Below are 15,066 nucleotides of genomic sequence, written 5' to 3' on the forward strand. Positions count from 1 at the left end.
CGGTGCGCCCGGCGACAGTCACGGCAGCAGCCGTCACCACGATCCTCGGCCTCGGTGCGGCAGCGGTCGCGGCCGGCCGGTACGCGGGCGACGCCGCCCTCAAGGCACCGTCCGGGCGGCCGCTGCCCGCCGACCGGGGACTGACCGTGCACGCCACGGCGGCCGGCCGGGTCACCCTGACCCGTTCCTTCACCTCTTTGCGGCCCGGCACGTACGGACTGGAGGGCGACGGCCTGCACGCCGTCGTCGGCCCGGTGGTCGAGCACACCCACCATGCCCCCGACACCGTCGTGCGCAGGCTGGAACGCGTCGACCGGGGCAGCCTGGAGCCCGGCGCCAAGGTCCGGATCACGCCCCAGCTGTACAGCGGCGACCCCTCCTCGGCGCTCGGCCTCGACCACGAGGAGGTCGAGATCCCCGGCGAACTCGGAGCGCTGCCCGCCTGGTTCGTGCCGGGCGCCCGCGACACCTGGGTCATCACCGTGCACGGCCTCGGCACCACCAGGGAACACCCCATGAACCTCATGGCGTTCCTGCACGACCTGCACCTGCCCGTCCTCGACCTGGCCTACCGCGGCGACCCCGGGGCCCCGCGCTCCCCGGACGGACTCGCCCACCTCGGCGAGTCCGAGTGGCGCGACCTCGACGCGGCGATCCGCTTCGCCGTCCGCTACGGCGCGGAGAACATCGTCCTGCACGGCTGGTCCACCGGCGCCTCGATGGCGCTGCACGCGGCCGTCGACTCCGCGCTGCGCGACCGGATCAGCGGCCTCGTGCTCGACTCCCCGGTACTGGACTGGGCCACCACGCTGCGCGCCCTGGCCACCGCCCGCGGCGTCCCGGCCGCCCTGCTGCCGCTCGCCGTCCGGGCCGCCCAGGGACAGACCGGACTGCACGGCGCCCGCCTCCTGGACGGCTCCCTCGCGTCGGCCCTGCGCGCCCCGACACTGATCTTCCACGGCCCGGACGACACCCTGGCGCCCTGGCAGCCGTCCCGCGACCTCGCCGCCCGCCGACCGGAACTGATCGCGCTGCGCACCGTGCCGCAGGCTCCGCACGGGGCGATGTGGAACGCCGATCCGGATCACTACGAGGAGACCCTGCGGCGCTTCCTGACGCCCCTCATGTGACCCGATGCGCGGGATCGGGTGATTGGTTCCGGGCCCCGTCACCACCCCGTCCACCGGGAATCCGGGTTCCGTTTGGGCTTTCGGGCCGTCAGGGGCAAGACTGCTCTCCGTGACGTCCCGTACCCCGCGCGACTCCAGGCTCCGACTTGTCCGCCCGCGACCCCTCACCACCGCTCGCAAGGCCGTGACCGCCCGGCGCACCAGGCCGGCGCCCCGCCCCCCGGAGGGCACCCCGCCCCGGGCGGAACTGGCCCGCCAGGCGAGGGTCGTCCTCGCCGACGCCGTACGGATCGCCCGCTGGGCGGCCGACGGTGCGCTCCCCGGCGCCCCGCCCCCGGCCGCCCAGGCCCTCGAAGGGGCCGCGGCGGCCCTGGAACTCTCCCCGGCCCAGGTGTGCTCCGGCTGGGACCGGGCCCGCCTCGCCGGTCTCGTGGAACTGCACGGCGGCACCGCGCGCCCCGGCTGGCGCCTGCGCGCCTGGGACCGCGACGACTCCGCCGTGCTGCGCGGCTGGGTGGCGCTGTTCGACGCCTGGTCCCTCGTCCACCCGGCTCCGGACGACGTCGAGGTCACCGCGGTCGCCGAGACCGTCGAGGCGGTGCCCCAGGTGCTCTCGCTCCTCCAGCTGTCGGCCGGCCCGGTCGCCGTGCCCGCCCTCCTGGACCTCCTCGAACAGCGCGTCGCGGAACTCCACGAGGAGCGCTGCCTGGTGCCGTACGAGCCGTCGCCCGAACCGGCCGTCCCGGCGCCCGCCGCACACCCGGCCGCCCTGGTCGCGCGGCTGCTCGACTGGGCCCTGGAGGGACTGGCCGCCGTCGGCGCGCTCACCCTCGGCACCGGGCACGCCACCCTCACCCCGCTCGGCAACTGGGCGGTCTGGGTCAAACTGGAACAGATCTGCGTCGCCGCCCAGAGCCCGGCGGGCAACATCGAGCAGTCCGCCGCCGACATGCTGCACGGCTGTGCCCGGCTCACCCCCGGCCCGGCCCGCGACGAGTACCGCGCCTGGCTCGCCGCCCGCCCCGTCGGCAGCGCCGTCGCCGAACTCCTCGCCGTCGCCCGCGGCGAGGACGCCCTCCTGCGCGGGCTCGCCTTCGAGGCGCTCCGGGTGGTCGGCGCGCCCGCCGAGCCCGAGGTCCGCTCCGTCCTCGGCGATTCCTCGCTGCGCCCCTACGCGCTGCTGTGGCTGGCCGAGTACGAGGGCGCCGATCCCGAGGACGCCCAGGACGTCCTCAGCCGGGAGGAGGCCACCTGGCTCTGGGTGGACACCGCGGCGGCGGTCGCCGACCACGGCGAGACCGGGCTCCTGGTGCGCCACCTCGACTCGGCCGTCCAGGGCACCGTGCCCGCCCTCCTCGACGAGGTACGGGCCGTCGGCCATCCGCGCACGGTGCAGGTCCTGGTCGCCCTGGCCGCCGCCCACCCGGACCCGGCCCTGGCCAAGGCCGTGCGCCGGGCCGCGTTCCAGGTGCACACCGGCGGCGTCTGACGCGGACGGCCTCCCCTGGTCCGCCGGGGAGGCCGGCCGGCCGCAGTCCCGCGAGAACGGCGCGCCTTCGAGGAGGCGCCGTCCGACCGGGCGGGCCCCGCTCACCGCAAGGTGTTGCACTTGCCGATGTCGCCGGTGCGGTAGCCCGTCGTGAACCACTGCCGCCGCTGCGCGGCCGATCCGTGCGTCCAGGACTCCGGCGTGACCCGCCCCTGGAACTTCTCCTGGATCCGGTCGTCGCCGACCGCCTCCGCCGCGTCGATCCCGTCCCGGATGTCCGCCTGCGTCAACGACGTGATCAGCGGCCGTCCCGTCTCCTCGTCGGGCGTGGTCGTCGCGTGGTGCGCCCAGACCTCGGCGCAGCAGACCGCCTGCAGCTCCACCCGGACCGCGTTGCTGTTCGCGCCCACGCCCCCGTCCTGCGCCCGGCCCGGCGTCCCCATCAGGTCCTGCACATGGTGTCCGAACTCGTGGGCTGGGTGCCGCCCTCCGCTCCGGCCGTGGTGGTCCTTCCGCCTCCGCCGAGTATGGGAGAGATCACCCCAGCACGCCCGGTCGAACCCTGCGGGGGAGCGGGCCGGGCGGCTGCCGGACGGACGGCCGACGCCCGCCCCGACGCATGAGGAAAAGTGGTTGCACACCGCCAGTAGAATGAGCCGCATGGCAATTCTCCTCGTGCATGAGTAACGGCGTCGAGACGACTCCGCCCTCGCCCCGTCCGCCGTCCGTCCGCCCTGGAGTTTTACCGTGATCACCGCTTCCGGCATCGAGTTGCGCGCCGGCGCCCGCATCCTCATCGAGTCCGCCTCCTTCCGCATCGCCAAGGGCGACCGCATCGGCCTCGTCGGCCGCAACGGAGCGGGCAAGACCACCCTCACCAAGTGCCTCGCGGGCGAGGGCGCCCCGGCCGGCGGCACCATCACCCGCTCCGGCGAGGTCGGCTACCTCCCGCAGGACCCGCGCACCGGCGACCTCGACGTGCTCGCCCGTGACCGCATCCTCTCCGCCCGCGGCCTCGACGAGATCCTGCGCAAGATGCGGGAGAACGAGGACCGGATGGCGAACGGCAAGGGCGCCACCCGCGAGAAGGCGATGAAGAAGTACGAGCGCCTGGAGACGGAGTTCCTCACCAAGGGCGGTTACGCGGCCGAGGCCGAGGCCGCCACCATCGCCGCCGCGCTCAGCCTGCCCGACCGAGTGCTCGGACAGCCGCTCCACACGCTCTCCGGCGGCCAGCGCCGCCGCGTGGAGCTGGCCCGCATCCTGTTCTCGGACGCCGACATCCTGCTGCTCGACGAGCCGACGAACCACCTCGACGCCGACTCGATCGTCTGGCTGCGCGACTACCTCAAGAACTACCGCGGCGGCTTCATCGTGATCTCCCACGACGTCGAGCTCGTCGAGACGGTCGTCAACAAGGTCTTCTACCTCGACGCCAACCGCTCGCAGATCGACGTCTACAACATGGGCTGGAAGCTCTACCAGCAGCAGCGCGAGGCCGACGAGAAGCGCCGCAAGCGGGAGCGGCAGAACGCCGAGAAGAAGGCCGCGGCCCTCAACTCGCAGGCCGACAAGATGCGTGCCAAGGCCACCAAGACCGTCGCCGCGCAGAACATGGCCAAGCGTGCCGAGCGGCTGCTCTCCGGCCTGGAGGCCGTGCGGGTCGCCGACAAGGTCGCCAAGCTGCGCTTCCCCGAGCCCGCGCCGTGCGGCAAGACTCCGCTGATGGCGGAGGGCCTGTCCAAGTCGTACGGCTCCCTGGAGATCTTCACGGATGTGGATCTCGCCATCGACAAGGGCTCCCGGGTCGTCATCCTCGGCCTCAACGGCGCGGGCAAGACCACGCTGCTGCGGCTCCTCGGCGGCGCCGAGAAGCCCGACACCGGCCAGATCGTCGAGGGCCACGGACTCAAGCTCGGCTACTACGCCCAGGAGCACGAGACCCTCGACCCCGAGCGCACGGTCCTGGAGAACATGCGCTCGGCGGCCCCCGACCTCGATCTCGTCGACGTCCGCAAGACACTGGGCTCGTTCCTCTTCTCCGGCGACGACGTCGACAAGCCCGCGGGCGTGCTCTCCGGCGGCGAGAAGACCCGTCTCGCGCTGGCCACGCTGGTGGTGTCCTCCGCCAACGTGCTGCTCCTGGACGAGCCGACGAACAACCTCGACCCGGCCAGCCGCGAGGAGATCCTCGGAGCGCTGCGCACGTACAAGGGCGCCGTCGTCCTCGTCACGCACGACGAGGGCGCGGTCGAGGCGCTCCAGCCGGAGCGCATCATCCTGCTGCCGGACGGGGTCGAGGACCTCTGGGGAGCGGACTACCAGGACCTGGTCGCCCTGGCCTGACCCGGGGCGGGCCGCCCGCGCGGCCCGTCCCTGATCCACTCCGCCTGGATCATTCGGCTCATGTGTGATCCGTCATCTGTGTGAGTCCGTCTCGTACCGCGTCGGCCGAGCCCGGCGGACAGTTGTCGGATGCACCCATTTGGGGGTACGACCCCCGTGTGGCCCTGACCTGGTCGTTCGTTTCCAGACCCGTTCTCACCCGGCTCCGCGGCCCTGAGGAATACGGGATTCCGAACGTACCGGGCCGTTTCCATGCCCGGAATCCCGTTGCGCAGACCTTGTCGAATGGGTGGCCAGGAAGCCCCCGAGGGGTGATCATGAGAGTCCAGAGCGCACTTCCCATGAGGAGGCACGGGTGGCCGAGACTCTGAAGAAGGGCAGCCGGGTGACCGGCGCCGCGCGCGACAAGCTCGCGGCAGACCTGAAGAAGAAGTACGACTCCGGTGCGAGCATCCGGGCGTTGGCCGAAGAGACCGGCCGCTCCTACGGATTCGTCCACCGGATGCTCAGCGAGTCCGGAGTCACGCTGCGCGGACGCGGTGGGGCGACACGAGGCAAGAAGGCCACCGCGGCCTGAGGGCCTGTCGTGTGACCTTCGACCGGAAAGCAGGCGCGGCATGGTGCGTGCGATTCCAAGGCGCGGGGGTGCCCTTGTAGTGGAGCTACCAGGGCATTTCGGTAATGCCGGAAGCATGCGTGTCAGGGCGTGGCCGACCGGTCAGAGGTCACCGGACAGGCTCTGAGGGGCTTCACGGATCGGGGCAGGTCGTCCGGACCTGCCCCGGGGTTCACCGGCTTCGGCCGTGGCCACCCGGTCGATCGTGATGTCGATCGGGTGGTTACTGTTCAGTCACTTAGCTCGGCATGCTGTTCGGCAAGCTGACTGACCGATCCGGAGGCCCCCATGACCTCGCTCGACTCCGTGCTCGACAAGGACGGCGTACGACTCACCGTCGACGACGCGGTCGCCACGGTGACCCTCACCAATCCGGCCAAGCGCAACGCCCAGTCTCCCGCTCTGTGGCGGGCGTTGACGGAGGCCGGACGGGCGCTGCCCGGCACGGTGCGGGTCGTCGTGCTTCGCGGCGAGGGCAAGTCCTTCTCCGCGGGCCTCGACCGTCAGGCGTTCACCCCCGAGGGGTTCGAGGGCGAGCCGTCCTTCTTCGACATGGCGCGCGGCACGGACGCCGAGCTCGACGCGACCATCGCCGAGTACCAGGAGGCGTTCACCTGGTGGCGCCGCAATGACATCGTGTCCGTCGCGGCGGTGCAGGGGCACGCGATCGGTGCCGGATTCCAGCTCGCCCTCGCCTGCGATCTGCGGATCGTCGCGCAGGACGTGCAGTTCGCCATGCGCGAGACCAGTCTGGGTCTGGTCCCCGACCTCACCGGCACCCACCCCCTGGTGCATCTGGTGGGGTATGCCCGCGCGCTGGAGATCTGCGCCACGGGCCGTTTCGTGCACGCCGCGGAGGCCGAACGCACCGGTCTGGCCAATCTGGTGGTGCCCGTCGGCGAGCTGGACGCCGCGGCTCGTGACCTGGCCGCCGCGCTGCTGGCCGCTCCGCGTGACGCGGTGGTGGAGACCAAGACGCTGCTGGGTGGTGCCGTCTCCCGCGGTTACGAGGAGCAGCGCGCTGCCGAACGTGCCGCGCAGGGCCGCCGCCTGCGCGACCTGGCGGGCATCACCGACTGACCGCCGGAGTGCGCGTTCCGGGCGGGCCGGGTCCTGCGGCCCGCCCGGATGCGTTGACGGCCACGGCGCATGAGCCGTCCGCGAGCGGTTCACGGACCGTCACCAGCGGACCATCACGAGTCGGACCGTCACGTGCCGGGCCGTCACGGGTCGGTGGGCGTGGCCGTCACCACCGCCGTGACCAGCACGGTCACCGAGGGGCGGCCCGGCACGGCGTCCGCCACCGCGGCCCGCACCGCACGCGCCACGTCGAGCGCCCGGTGGCCCCGCTCCGTCGCGAACTCGACCCGTACCCGCCCGGGTGTCGTGTGCACGGCCTCACCCAGTACCCCGGTCAGCGTCGCCACCCCGGGCACGCCCGCGGCGACGGCCGCCACCTCCCCCTCCGCCTTCGCCGGACGCACCTCGCCCGCCCCGACCGCAGCGGTCCCGCGCGGCGCGGGCGGCGCCTCCAGCAGCTCCGTCACCCGCAGGTCCACCCCGGACACCACCAGGCCCAGGTGCCGGTCGGCCGCCGAGAGCAGCGCCGTGCGCAGTGCCCCCGCCGCGGCGGGCAGCGGAGGGTCGGAGAACGCCGCCATGGTCGCCTCCATCCTCAGCGGGCCCGGCGGCAACGCACTGGGCGGCGGCTGCATCGACTCCTTCGACACCGGGCGCGGATCGGCCGAACGGATCCTCAGTTCCCCGAGCACCGGCATGGGCGTGGATCCTGTCCCCGGCCCGCTCGCCGCCTCCCGCAGCACCGTGACCGCCGCCCGTTCCGCGATCCAGGCGCCGTCCTCCGGGTCACCCAGCGGAAGCAGCCGCCCCAGGCCGGTCCGCCGCCGGATCGTCGCCGCCCATGTGTCGTCCCCGTGCGGGCCGTCAGCCGTCGTCATCAGCCCAGACTGCCGTATCCACGGCGCGAGACGGGGCAAGCACGCCTAATGTGGTCAAAGAGGTCCAATCCGTCCCCGAAGGGAAGAGTGGCGATGACCGACACCACACAACGGGTCCGTCCGGGGAACCCCGACGAGGAACCGGGCACGCTCATCAAGCGCGGCGGGGGAGACCCAGCCACCCGTGGTCGCACGACCATCGCGGACGGCGTCGTCGAGAAGATCGCGGGCATGGCGGCGCGGGACGTGGTCGGTGTCCATGCGATGGGCAGCGGGCTCTCGCGCACGATCGGGGCGGTGCGCGACCGAGTACCGGGCGGCGGCAGGTCCGTCACCCGTGGAGTGAAGGCGGAGGTGGGCGAGTCGCAGACCGCGCTCGACCTGGAGATCGTCGTCGACTACGGGGTGGCGATCGTCGATGTCGCCCGCGACGTGCGGGAGAACGTCATCGCCGCGGTCGAGCGGATGACCGGCCTGGAGGTCGTCGAGGTCAACATCGCCGTGAGCGACGTGAAGCTGCCCGACGAACCCGACGAGGAGCAGCCCGAGCCACGCCTCCAGTAGATCTCCGGGCAGGGAGTCCGAGCAGAGGCCCGGGCGGTCACCGAGGCAGTTGAGGAGCGCACGATGAGCATGGCGATGGTCGGCATGGTGGCCGGCATGGTACTCGCATTCGCCGGATACTTCGGCGGATTCGGGGCATTCCTGCTGGTGGCGGCGCTGGGAGCGGTCGGATTCGTCATCGGCCGGCTCCTGGAGGGCGACCTGGCGCCCGGTGACTTCCTCCGGGGTCGCGAGCGCGGCGACCGACGGCGGTGACGGCGTTGGCGGTGTCGTCGGGTGCGGGCGGCCGGGTGGTCGCGGGCGAGCGCGGAGAGACCAGGATCGCCGACCGGGTGGTCGCGAAGATCGCCGCGCAGGCGGCGAGGGAGGCGATCGACGTGCCGCCGGAGCAGGGTGCCCCGCCGCGTGCCACGGTCACGGTGCGTCGGGGAGCCGCGCGGGTCCGGATCGGCCTGGAACTCGCGTACCCCACGGACATCGGCCGCCAGTGCGGCGGCGTGCGCAGGCACGTCACCGAGCGGGTGAGCGCGTTGGCGGGGATGGAGGTGCCGGAGGTGGCCGTGCGGGTCGAGCGCCTGCACCCGACGGCGGTGGGCGGGAGGGTCCGATGAGCGGCCCCCCCGACCCTCGGTACGGCACCGGGCAACCGCCCGAGGACCGTCCCGGCGACCAGGGCGATGCCCCCGCCCCCGACCCGTCCGGTGCGTCCGCCTCGTCGGCCACCCACGCCCCGGTGCGGGCGCGGCACCGGCGCGGCGCCCGGGCCGGCCGCTTCTGGTCGGTGCGCCGCGTCCCGGCGGCGCTGCTCGCCCTGGTGATCCTCGGCGGTACGGGCCTGCTGCTCTACGACGTGGCGGCGGTACGGGCCGGCCGGCCCGCGATGCGATGGCGCAGGGCGCTGGCCCGTGAACTCGCGGACCGGCCGCTGCACGACGTGTGGGTGCTGACCGGCGCGGCGCTCGCGGTGGCGATCGGTCTGTGGCTGCTCGTGCTCGCGCTGTCCCCGGGGCTGCGCGGCCTGTTGCCGATGCGCCGGGACCGCCACGGTGTACGGGCCGGCATCGACCGTTCGGCGGCGGCCCTGATCCTGCGCGACCGGGCCCTGGAGGTGTCCGGGGTGCGGTCGGCCCGGGTCCGGGTGGGCCGCGGGCGGGTCCGGGTGCGCGCGGTGTCGCACTTCCGGGGCCTCGACGACGTACGGGCCGACCTTGACACCGTCATCGGCACCGGCATCGGGGAACTGGGACTGGCCGGGGTGCCGCGCGTGAGCCTGTCCGTCCGCCGTCCCACGAGGAAGGGGTGAGCCCGTTGCTCAGGACCGTCAACCGGGTACTGCTCGGCCTGGCCGGACTCCTGCTGATCTGCGGCGGGGGCGCGGTGCTCGCCGCCGGGCTCGGCCTGGCCGTGCCGTCCTGGTGGCCCTGGCACGGCGGGGACGACGTGCTGCTCGGCGCGGCCGACCGGGTCCGCCGACGCGACGAGGGCTGGTGGTGGCCCGTGGTGATCGTGGCCCTCGCCGCCGTGGTCGTCCTCGCCCTGTGGTGGCTGCTGGCCCAGGTGCGCCGCGCCCGTCTCGCCGAGGTGCTGGTGGACAGCGGCGACGGCGAGGGGGCGCTGCTGCGGGGCCATGCCCTGGAGACGGTGCTCGCCGACGAGGCGGCGGGCCTGGGCGGCGTGGCCCGCGCCCGGGTGGCGCTGACCGGCCGCCGCGACGCGCCGCGTGCGGCGGTACGGCTGCTGCTGGAGCCGCACGCGACACCGCACGAGGCACTCGGCCGGCTCACCGACGAGGCGCTGGCGCACGCACGGGACTCCGCGGGGCTGGCCGCGCTGCCCGCCGAGGTCCGGCTCGGGGCGGTCGGACACCGCCCGGAACGGGTGAGCTGACGGTGGCGGCCGTGGTGGCCGCCGTCGGCTTGGGCCCGGACGGGCGGACCGGTCCGGGAACCGTGCCGAGGGCCGCCGCCCGGGCGGACCCGGGCAGGAACCGCGCCGGGTCAGAAGCCGTGCCGGAAGCCGCCGTCGACCGGCAGCATGATCCCCGTCAGATAGGACGCCGCGGGAGAGAGCAGGAACGCCGCGGTCCGGCCGAATTCCTCCGGCTCCCCGTACCGGCGCAGCGGGACGAGCGCCGCGCCGGCGGCGCGGGCGGCCTCCGCGTCACCCGACAGGGCGTCGAGTTCACGGATGCGGTCGGTGTCGATCCGGCCCGGCAGCACGCCCACCACCCGGATCCCCCGGGGCCCGAGCTCGTCGGCCAGGGACTTGGCGAAACCGGCGAGGCCGGGGCGCAGCCCGTTGGAGATCGTCAGCCCGGCGATCGGCTCGTGCACGGAGCCGGAGAGCACGAAGCCGATGACACCGCCTTCGCCGAGGGAGGCCGCCGCGGCCCTGGCGAGACGGACCGCCCCCAGGAACACCGACTCGAAGGCCGACCGCCACTGCTCGTCGGTGTTGTCGGCGACGAAGCCGGGCGCCGGGCCGCCGACGCTGATGAGGATGCCGTCCAGCCGCCCGAACCGTTCGTGCGCGCCGTCGACCAGGCGCTGCGCCGAGGAGGGGTCGGCGTTGTCGGCGACGACTCCGACGGCGTCCGGCCCCAGCTCCGCGGCCGCCGCCTCGACACGCCTCTCGTCCCGGCCGGTGATGATCACCCGGGCGCCGTCCTCGGCCAGGGCACGCGCCGTGGCGTTGCCCAGCCCCCGGCTCGCGCCGGTGACGATGTACACACGGTCCTTCAATCCAAGATCCATGCGCCCTATCCTGCCTGGTCGGGCCCCAGGGCGTCGGTCTCCGTCGTGTCCTCGCCGACCAGGGCCATGGCGGTGCTCACCAGCCCGATGTGGCTGAACGCCTGCGGGAAGTTGCCGACCTGCCGGCGCGTGACGGTGTCGTACTCCTCGGCGAGCAGCCCCACGTCGTTGCGCAGCCTCAGCAGACGTTCGAAGAGATCCCTGGCCTCCTCGGCCCGCCCGGTCATCGTCAGGGCGTCGGCCAGCCAGAACGAGCATGCCAGGAACGCCCCCTCGCGGCCGGGCAGCCCGTCGATCGAGGACCCGTCCGTGCTGTAGCGGCGGACCAGGCAGTCGCTCCCCAGCTCCCGCCGGACCGCGTCGACCGTGCCGATCACCCGGGGGTCGTCAGGGGGCAGGAAGCCGGTCCGGGGGATCAGCAGGGTCGCGGCGTCCAGGTTCCGGGAGCCGTAGGACTGGGTGAAGGTGTTGCGCACCGGGTCGAAGCCCTTCTCGCACACCTCCCGGTGCACGGCGTCCCGCATCGCCCGCCACCGGTTCGCGTCCCCGGCCAGTGCCGGGTTCTTCTCCAGGGTGCGCACGGCACGGTCGGCGGCGACCCAGGCCATGACCTTGGAGTGCACGAAGTGGCGGCGCTGCCCACGGATCTCCCACAGCCCCTCGTCCGGCTCGCGCCAGGTGGATTCCAGGAAGCCGAGCAGGCTCAGCTGGAGGCTCCAGGCGTGCGGCTGGTCGTCCAGACCGGCCTCGCGGGCGAGCCGCAGCGAGTCGATGACCTCGCCGTACACGTCGAGCTGGCGCTGGCGGACGGCGGCGTTGCCGATCCGTACCGGAGCGGAGTTCTCGTACCCGCGCAGCCACGGCAGCTCCGCCTCGGGCAGTCGGCGCTCGCCCGACAGGCCGTACATGATCTGGAGGTCGGCGGGGTCACCGGCGACGGCCCGCAGCAGCCAGTCCCGCCAGGCCGCGGCCTCCTCCAGATATCCGGCCGAGATGAGGGCGCCGAGGGTCAGCGTGGAATCCCGCAGCCAGCAGAAGCGGTAGTCCCAGTTCCGTACGCCGCCGATCTCCTCGGGCAGCGAGGTGGTGGGCGCCGCCACGATGCCGCCCGTCGGGCCGTAGGTGAGCGCCTTCAGCGTGATCAGCGAGCGGATCACCGCCTCCCGGTACGGGCCCCGGTACCGGCAGGTGGCCGACCACTCGGTCCAGTCGGCCAGGGTGCTCTCCAGCGCCTCGAACGGGTCGACGAGGTCGGGGCGCGGGGAGTGCGAGGGGTGCCAGGTCAGCACGAAGGCGACCCGTTCACCCGCGGCGACGGTGAACGACGAGCAGGTGGAGAACTGCTGGCCCCAGGTCTTGACCGGAGGCTCGCTGCGCAGCCAGGCCGAGTCGGGTCCGGCGACCGCCACCCGGTGCCCCTGCGAGCGGCGCATCCACGGCACGATCGAGCCGAAGTCGAAGCGCAGCCGGATCACGGAACTCATCTCGACCCTGCCGCTGATGCCCTCGATGATCCGCATGACCTCGGGCTCCTGGTCGCGCTGCGGCATGAAGTCGATGACCTTGACCGTGCCGTTACGGGTCTCCCAGAACGTCTCCAGGACGAGGGACTCACCCGCGTAGCCGCGTCGGGTACAGACGTCGGCGCCCTGCGGCGCGATCCGCCAGTGGCCGTTCTCCTCGTCGCCGAGCAGGGCCGCGAAACAGGCGCCCGAGTCGAAGCGGGGCAGGCAGAGCCAGTCGACGGAACCGTTCCTGCCGACCAGGGCGGCCGTCTGCAGATCGCCGATCAGGGCGTAGTCCTCGATGCGTGGGGTCACGTTCTGGCGTGTTCCCGGACATGGGCCCCGTTAAGCAGTCCCGCCCCACGAGCGACGCTCCGCCGCCCACCGGCGACGCCCGGGGCCGGGCCGGACCCGGGCATCAGGCCGTGGCGGGTTCCGTCCGCTCCGGTTCGGACGCCGATCGCTCCTCGGCGGCCTGGGCCGCCGCGGCCGTGGCCCGGTCGAGCTTCTCCCGGCGGGCGAGGATCACGAATCCGACCGGGACGGCGGCGGCGAACAGCCACCACTGCACGGCGTACGCCATGTGCGGGCCGATCGAACTGTCGTCGGGGGCCGCGATCAGTTCCGGGGAGCCGTCGGACGGCTCGGGCGAGATCTGCTCGATGTAGCCGCCGAGCACCGGCCGGGACAGCCGCTCGGCCTCTTGGGAGCTGTTGATCAGCATCACCTGGCGGTCGGGCAGGTCCGAGATGTCCTTGATGCCGCTGGTGCCCGTCGTCTCGTCGGCCTTGAGCCGTCCGGTGACGGTCACCTCGCCCCGCGGCGGGGGCGGGACCTCGGGGAAGGCGCGCTGGCTGGCGGCGGCGGGCACCCAGCCGCGGTTGACGAGGATCGTGCCGCCGCCCTTGAGGTCGAACGGGGTCAGCACATGGACGCCGACCCGGTCCTCGGTGGAGGTCCTGCGGCGCACGACCACCTGGTGCGCGGTGTCGTACGTGCCGGTGGCCGTCACCGTGCGCCAGTAGTCGGAACGCGGGACCGTGTGCCCCGGCGAGGTGAGCGAGGCGACCGGAACGGGGGCCGCCTCGAGGTTGCGCGAGATCAGGGAGTTCTGCGCGACCCTGTGCTCGTGCCGGTGCAGCTGCCAGAAGCCCAGCTCGACCATCGTGGGAATCAGGACGAGGACGAGGAGGGCGAGGAGCAGCCACTGCCGGGTCAACAGGAAGCGGTACACCCCACGACCGTACAACTGCGTCATGGGGCGCAACGCGCAGGGGTGGGGAAGAGGGAAGGGCCGAAGGGGCGGGAGACGAGGGGCCGGGGACGGGGGGAGGGCCGAAGGGACGAGGGCCGAGGGGCCGGGGACGAAGGGACGGACCGGTGAAGGGGAGCGGACGGCAGCCGGTGGTCAGACCTTGTCGATGATGCCCACCCTCCCCTCGGCGCGGGAGCAGTGACCGCCGCAGTACCAGTGGCCGCCGACCTCGACGCCCTGGCCGATGATCTGGACCCGGCAGTGTTCACAGATGGGTGCCATGCGGTGAATGGCGCAGGCGAAGCAGTCGAAGACGTGCACCGCGCCCTGCGCGTGCACCTCGAAGGACATGCCGTAGTCGTTTCCGCAAACCTCACAACGTGCCATGCGCCACAGGGTCGGACGCGGGGGCGGCGGTGGGCGAGCGGCGGACGGGCGAGTCGCCCCCGGTTCACTCCGATGACGGCGCGTGCGGCCGCGTCGCCGCCGGGGCCACGTCGCGCAGCAGATGGGTGAACGCGCTCTCGTCCAGGATCGGCGTGCCGAACGACTTGGCCTTCACCGTCTTCGACGTCGCCGCGTCCGGGTCGTTGGTCACCAGCAGACTCGTCAGGCGGGACACGCTGGTCGCCACGTGCAGTCCGGCCTCGACGGCGCGGTCCTCCAGCAGCTCGCGGTCTATGGAGGTGTCCCCGGAGAACGCCACCCGCATGCCCTGCATGAGCGGCTTGTCCTTCTCGTACCGGCCAGGGTTCGGATACGGGCACGCCGGGCGCTTGCGCGAGGGACGCCAGCTGTTCTGCCCGTACGAGGGCTGGTAGCCGATCCGGGGCGTGACCGGGGAGTCCGACCACTCGGTCAACGGGCGGCACTCCAGCAACGGCAGCCGTACCCCGCCGTGCGCCGCCGCGTGCAGACTCGGCCGGAACGCCTCGGCCAGCACCCGGGCGTCGTCCAGCGCGTGGTGGGCGCGCCGTTGCACGACTCCGAAGTGCGCGGCCAGCGACTCCAGTTTGTGGTTGGGCAGCGGCAGCCGCAGCTCCTTGGCGAGCGCGATGGTGCACAGCCGCTGATCGACGGGGGCGGTGACCGAGGCACGTGCGTACTCCCGGGCCAGCATCGACCAGTCGAAGGCCGCGTTGTGCGCGACGAGCACACGGCCCGCGAGCCGTTCGGACAGCTGGGCGGCGATCTCCGGGAAGAGCGGGGCGCCTTCGAGGACATCGCTGGTCAGTCCGTGGATCCAGACGGGGCCGGGATCACGCTGCGGGTTGACGAGGGTGTACCAGTGGTCCTCGACGTCGCCCCGCTCGTCCAGCCGGTAGACGGCGGCGGAGACTATCCGGTCGTCACGAGCGAGTCCGGTGGTCTCCACGTCGACGACCGCGTACCCCCGGGGGTACGCGGTCGGCCACGGTGCTGCGGTCTGGCGGTCGTCGAGCATGGTCAC

The 15,066-nt window shown here is 73.2% G+C and carries 16 protein-coding genes and 1 pseudogene; 10 read left to right on the top strand and 7 right to left on the bottom strand.

Features of this window, described 5'->3' with window-relative positions; translation table 11 throughout:
• Positions 1-2: 2 nt before the first annotated feature.
• A complete protein-coding gene (locus ACFYY6_RS22260) occupies positions 3-1,130 on the top strand; it encodes an alpha/beta hydrolase (protein ID WP_389194752.1) in 1,128 nt (375 codons plus the stop codon).
• 184 nt (positions 1,131-1,314) lie between these two features.
• Positions 1,315-2,619, top strand: coding sequence for a hypothetical protein (locus ACFYY6_RS22265; protein ID WP_351518315.1), 1,305 nt, complete (start codon positions 1,315-1,317; stop codon positions 2,617-2,619).
• A 101-nt stretch (positions 2,620-2,720) separates the two neighbouring features.
• Here ACFYY6_RS22265 and ACFYY6_RS22270 read toward each other — a convergent pair.
• Positions 2,721-3,095: pseudogene (locus ACFYY6_RS22270) on the bottom strand (neutral zinc metallopeptidase); the annotation flags it as partial.
• 271 nt (positions 3,096-3,366) lie between these two features.
• Here ACFYY6_RS22270 and ACFYY6_RS22275 point away from each other — a divergent pair.
• The 3 genes from ACFYY6_RS22275 to ACFYY6_RS22285 all read left to right on the top strand — a co-directional run bounded on the left by ACFYY6_RS22275 (position 3,367) and on the right by ACFYY6_RS22285 (position 6,661).
• Positions 3,367-4,965 carry an ABC-F family ATP-binding cassette domain-containing protein gene (locus ACFYY6_RS22275; RefSeq protein WP_351518263.1) on the top strand — a complete coding sequence of 533 codons (1,599 nt, stop codon included), beginning with the start codon at positions 3,367-3,369 and terminating at the stop codon, positions 4,963-4,965.
• A gap of 355 nt (positions 4,966-5,320) precedes the next feature.
• Complete coding sequence (locus ACFYY6_RS22280) at positions 5,321-5,542, top strand: helix-turn-helix domain-containing protein (protein WP_199883310.1); 222 nt, start codon at positions 5,321-5,323, stop codon at positions 5,540-5,542.
• Between the two features lie 327 nt (positions 5,543-5,869).
• On the top strand, positions 5,870-6,661 hold the full coding sequence (locus ACFYY6_RS22285) for an enoyl-CoA hydratase/isomerase family protein (RefSeq protein WP_389194755.1): 792 nt from the start codon (positions 5,870-5,872) through the stop codon (positions 6,659-6,661).
• Positions 6,662-6,804: 143 nt separating this feature from the next.
• Here ACFYY6_RS22285 and ACFYY6_RS22290 read toward each other — a convergent pair whose 3' ends face one another.
• Positions 6,805-7,539 carry a hypothetical protein gene (locus tag ACFYY6_RS22290; RefSeq protein WP_351518261.1) on the bottom strand — a complete coding sequence of 245 codons (735 nt, stop codon included), beginning with the start codon at positions 7,537-7,539 and terminating at the stop codon, positions 6,805-6,807.
• Positions 7,540-7,632: 93 nt separating this feature from the next.
• Between ACFYY6_RS22290 and ACFYY6_RS22295 the strand changes: the two genes are divergently transcribed.
• The 5 genes from ACFYY6_RS22295 (at position 7,633) to amaP (ending at position 9,990) form a co-directional block, all read left to right on the top strand.
• A complete protein-coding gene (locus ACFYY6_RS22295; protein ID WP_351518259.1) occupies positions 7,633-8,103 on the top strand; it encodes an Asp23/Gls24 family envelope stress response protein in 471 nt (156 codons plus the stop codon).
• A gap of 63 nt (positions 8,104-8,166) precedes the next feature.
• Positions 8,167-8,358: a hypothetical protein gene (locus ACFYY6_RS22300; RefSeq protein WP_073788426.1), complete on the top strand. Its 192-nt coding sequence runs from the start codon at positions 8,167-8,169 to the stop codon at positions 8,356-8,358.
• 5 nt (positions 8,359-8,363) lie between these two features.
• Positions 8,364-8,714, top strand: a complete 351-nt coding sequence (locus ACFYY6_RS22305; RefSeq protein WP_389194757.1) for a hypothetical protein — start codon at positions 8,364-8,366, stop codon at positions 8,712-8,714.
• Entirely contained in the window at positions 8,711-9,406 is a 696-nt protein-coding gene (locus tag ACFYY6_RS22310; protein WP_351518256.1) for a DUF6286 domain-containing protein, read from the top strand. The genes ACFYY6_RS22305 and ACFYY6_RS22310 overlap by 4 nt, the downstream gene beginning before the upstream one ends.
• Positions 9,407-9,411: 5 nt before the next feature.
• Positions 9,412-9,990 (top strand): alkaline shock response membrane anchor protein AmaP, encoded by a 579-nt coding sequence (amaP, locus tag ACFYY6_RS22315; protein ID WP_351518314.1) that lies wholly within the window; start codon positions 9,412-9,414, stop codon positions 9,988-9,990.
• 110 nt (positions 9,991-10,100) lie between these two features.
• Here amaP and ACFYY6_RS22320 read toward each other — a convergent pair whose 3' ends face one another.
• The 5 genes from ACFYY6_RS22320 to ACFYY6_RS22340 form a co-directional block, all read right to left on the bottom strand.
• Positions 10,101-10,856 (bottom strand): SDR family oxidoreductase, encoded by a 756-nt coding sequence (locus ACFYY6_RS22320; RefSeq protein WP_351518254.1) that lies wholly within the window; start codon positions 10,854-10,856, stop codon positions 10,101-10,103.
• 5 nt (positions 10,857-10,861) lie between these two features.
• Positions 10,862-12,676 (bottom strand): glycoside hydrolase family 15 protein, encoded by a 1,815-nt coding sequence (locus tag ACFYY6_RS22325; protein WP_351623476.1) that lies wholly within the window; start codon positions 12,674-12,676, stop codon positions 10,862-10,864.
• 103 nt (positions 12,677-12,779) lie between these two features.
• Complete coding sequence (locus tag ACFYY6_RS22330) at positions 12,780-13,595, bottom strand: SURF1 family protein (protein WP_351518251.1); 816 nt, start codon at positions 13,593-13,595, stop codon at positions 12,780-12,782.
• Positions 13,596-13,769: 174 nt separating this feature from the next.
• The gene (locus tag ACFYY6_RS22335; RefSeq protein ID WP_073788416.1) at positions 13,770-14,003 is read right to left on the bottom strand and encodes a hypothetical protein; all 234 of its coding nucleotides are present in this window, start codon (positions 14,001-14,003) and stop codon (positions 13,770-13,772) included.
• 64 nt (positions 14,004-14,067) lie between these two features.
• Complete coding sequence (locus ACFYY6_RS22340) at positions 14,068-15,066, bottom strand: DEDDh family exonuclease (RefSeq protein ID WP_389194762.1); 999 nt, start codon at positions 15,064-15,066, stop codon at positions 14,068-14,070.

The organism is Streptomyces sp. NPDC001750 (assembly GCF_042892615.1).
Classification (GTDB): Bacteria; Actinomycetota; Actinomycetes; order Streptomycetales; family Streptomycetaceae; genus Streptomyces.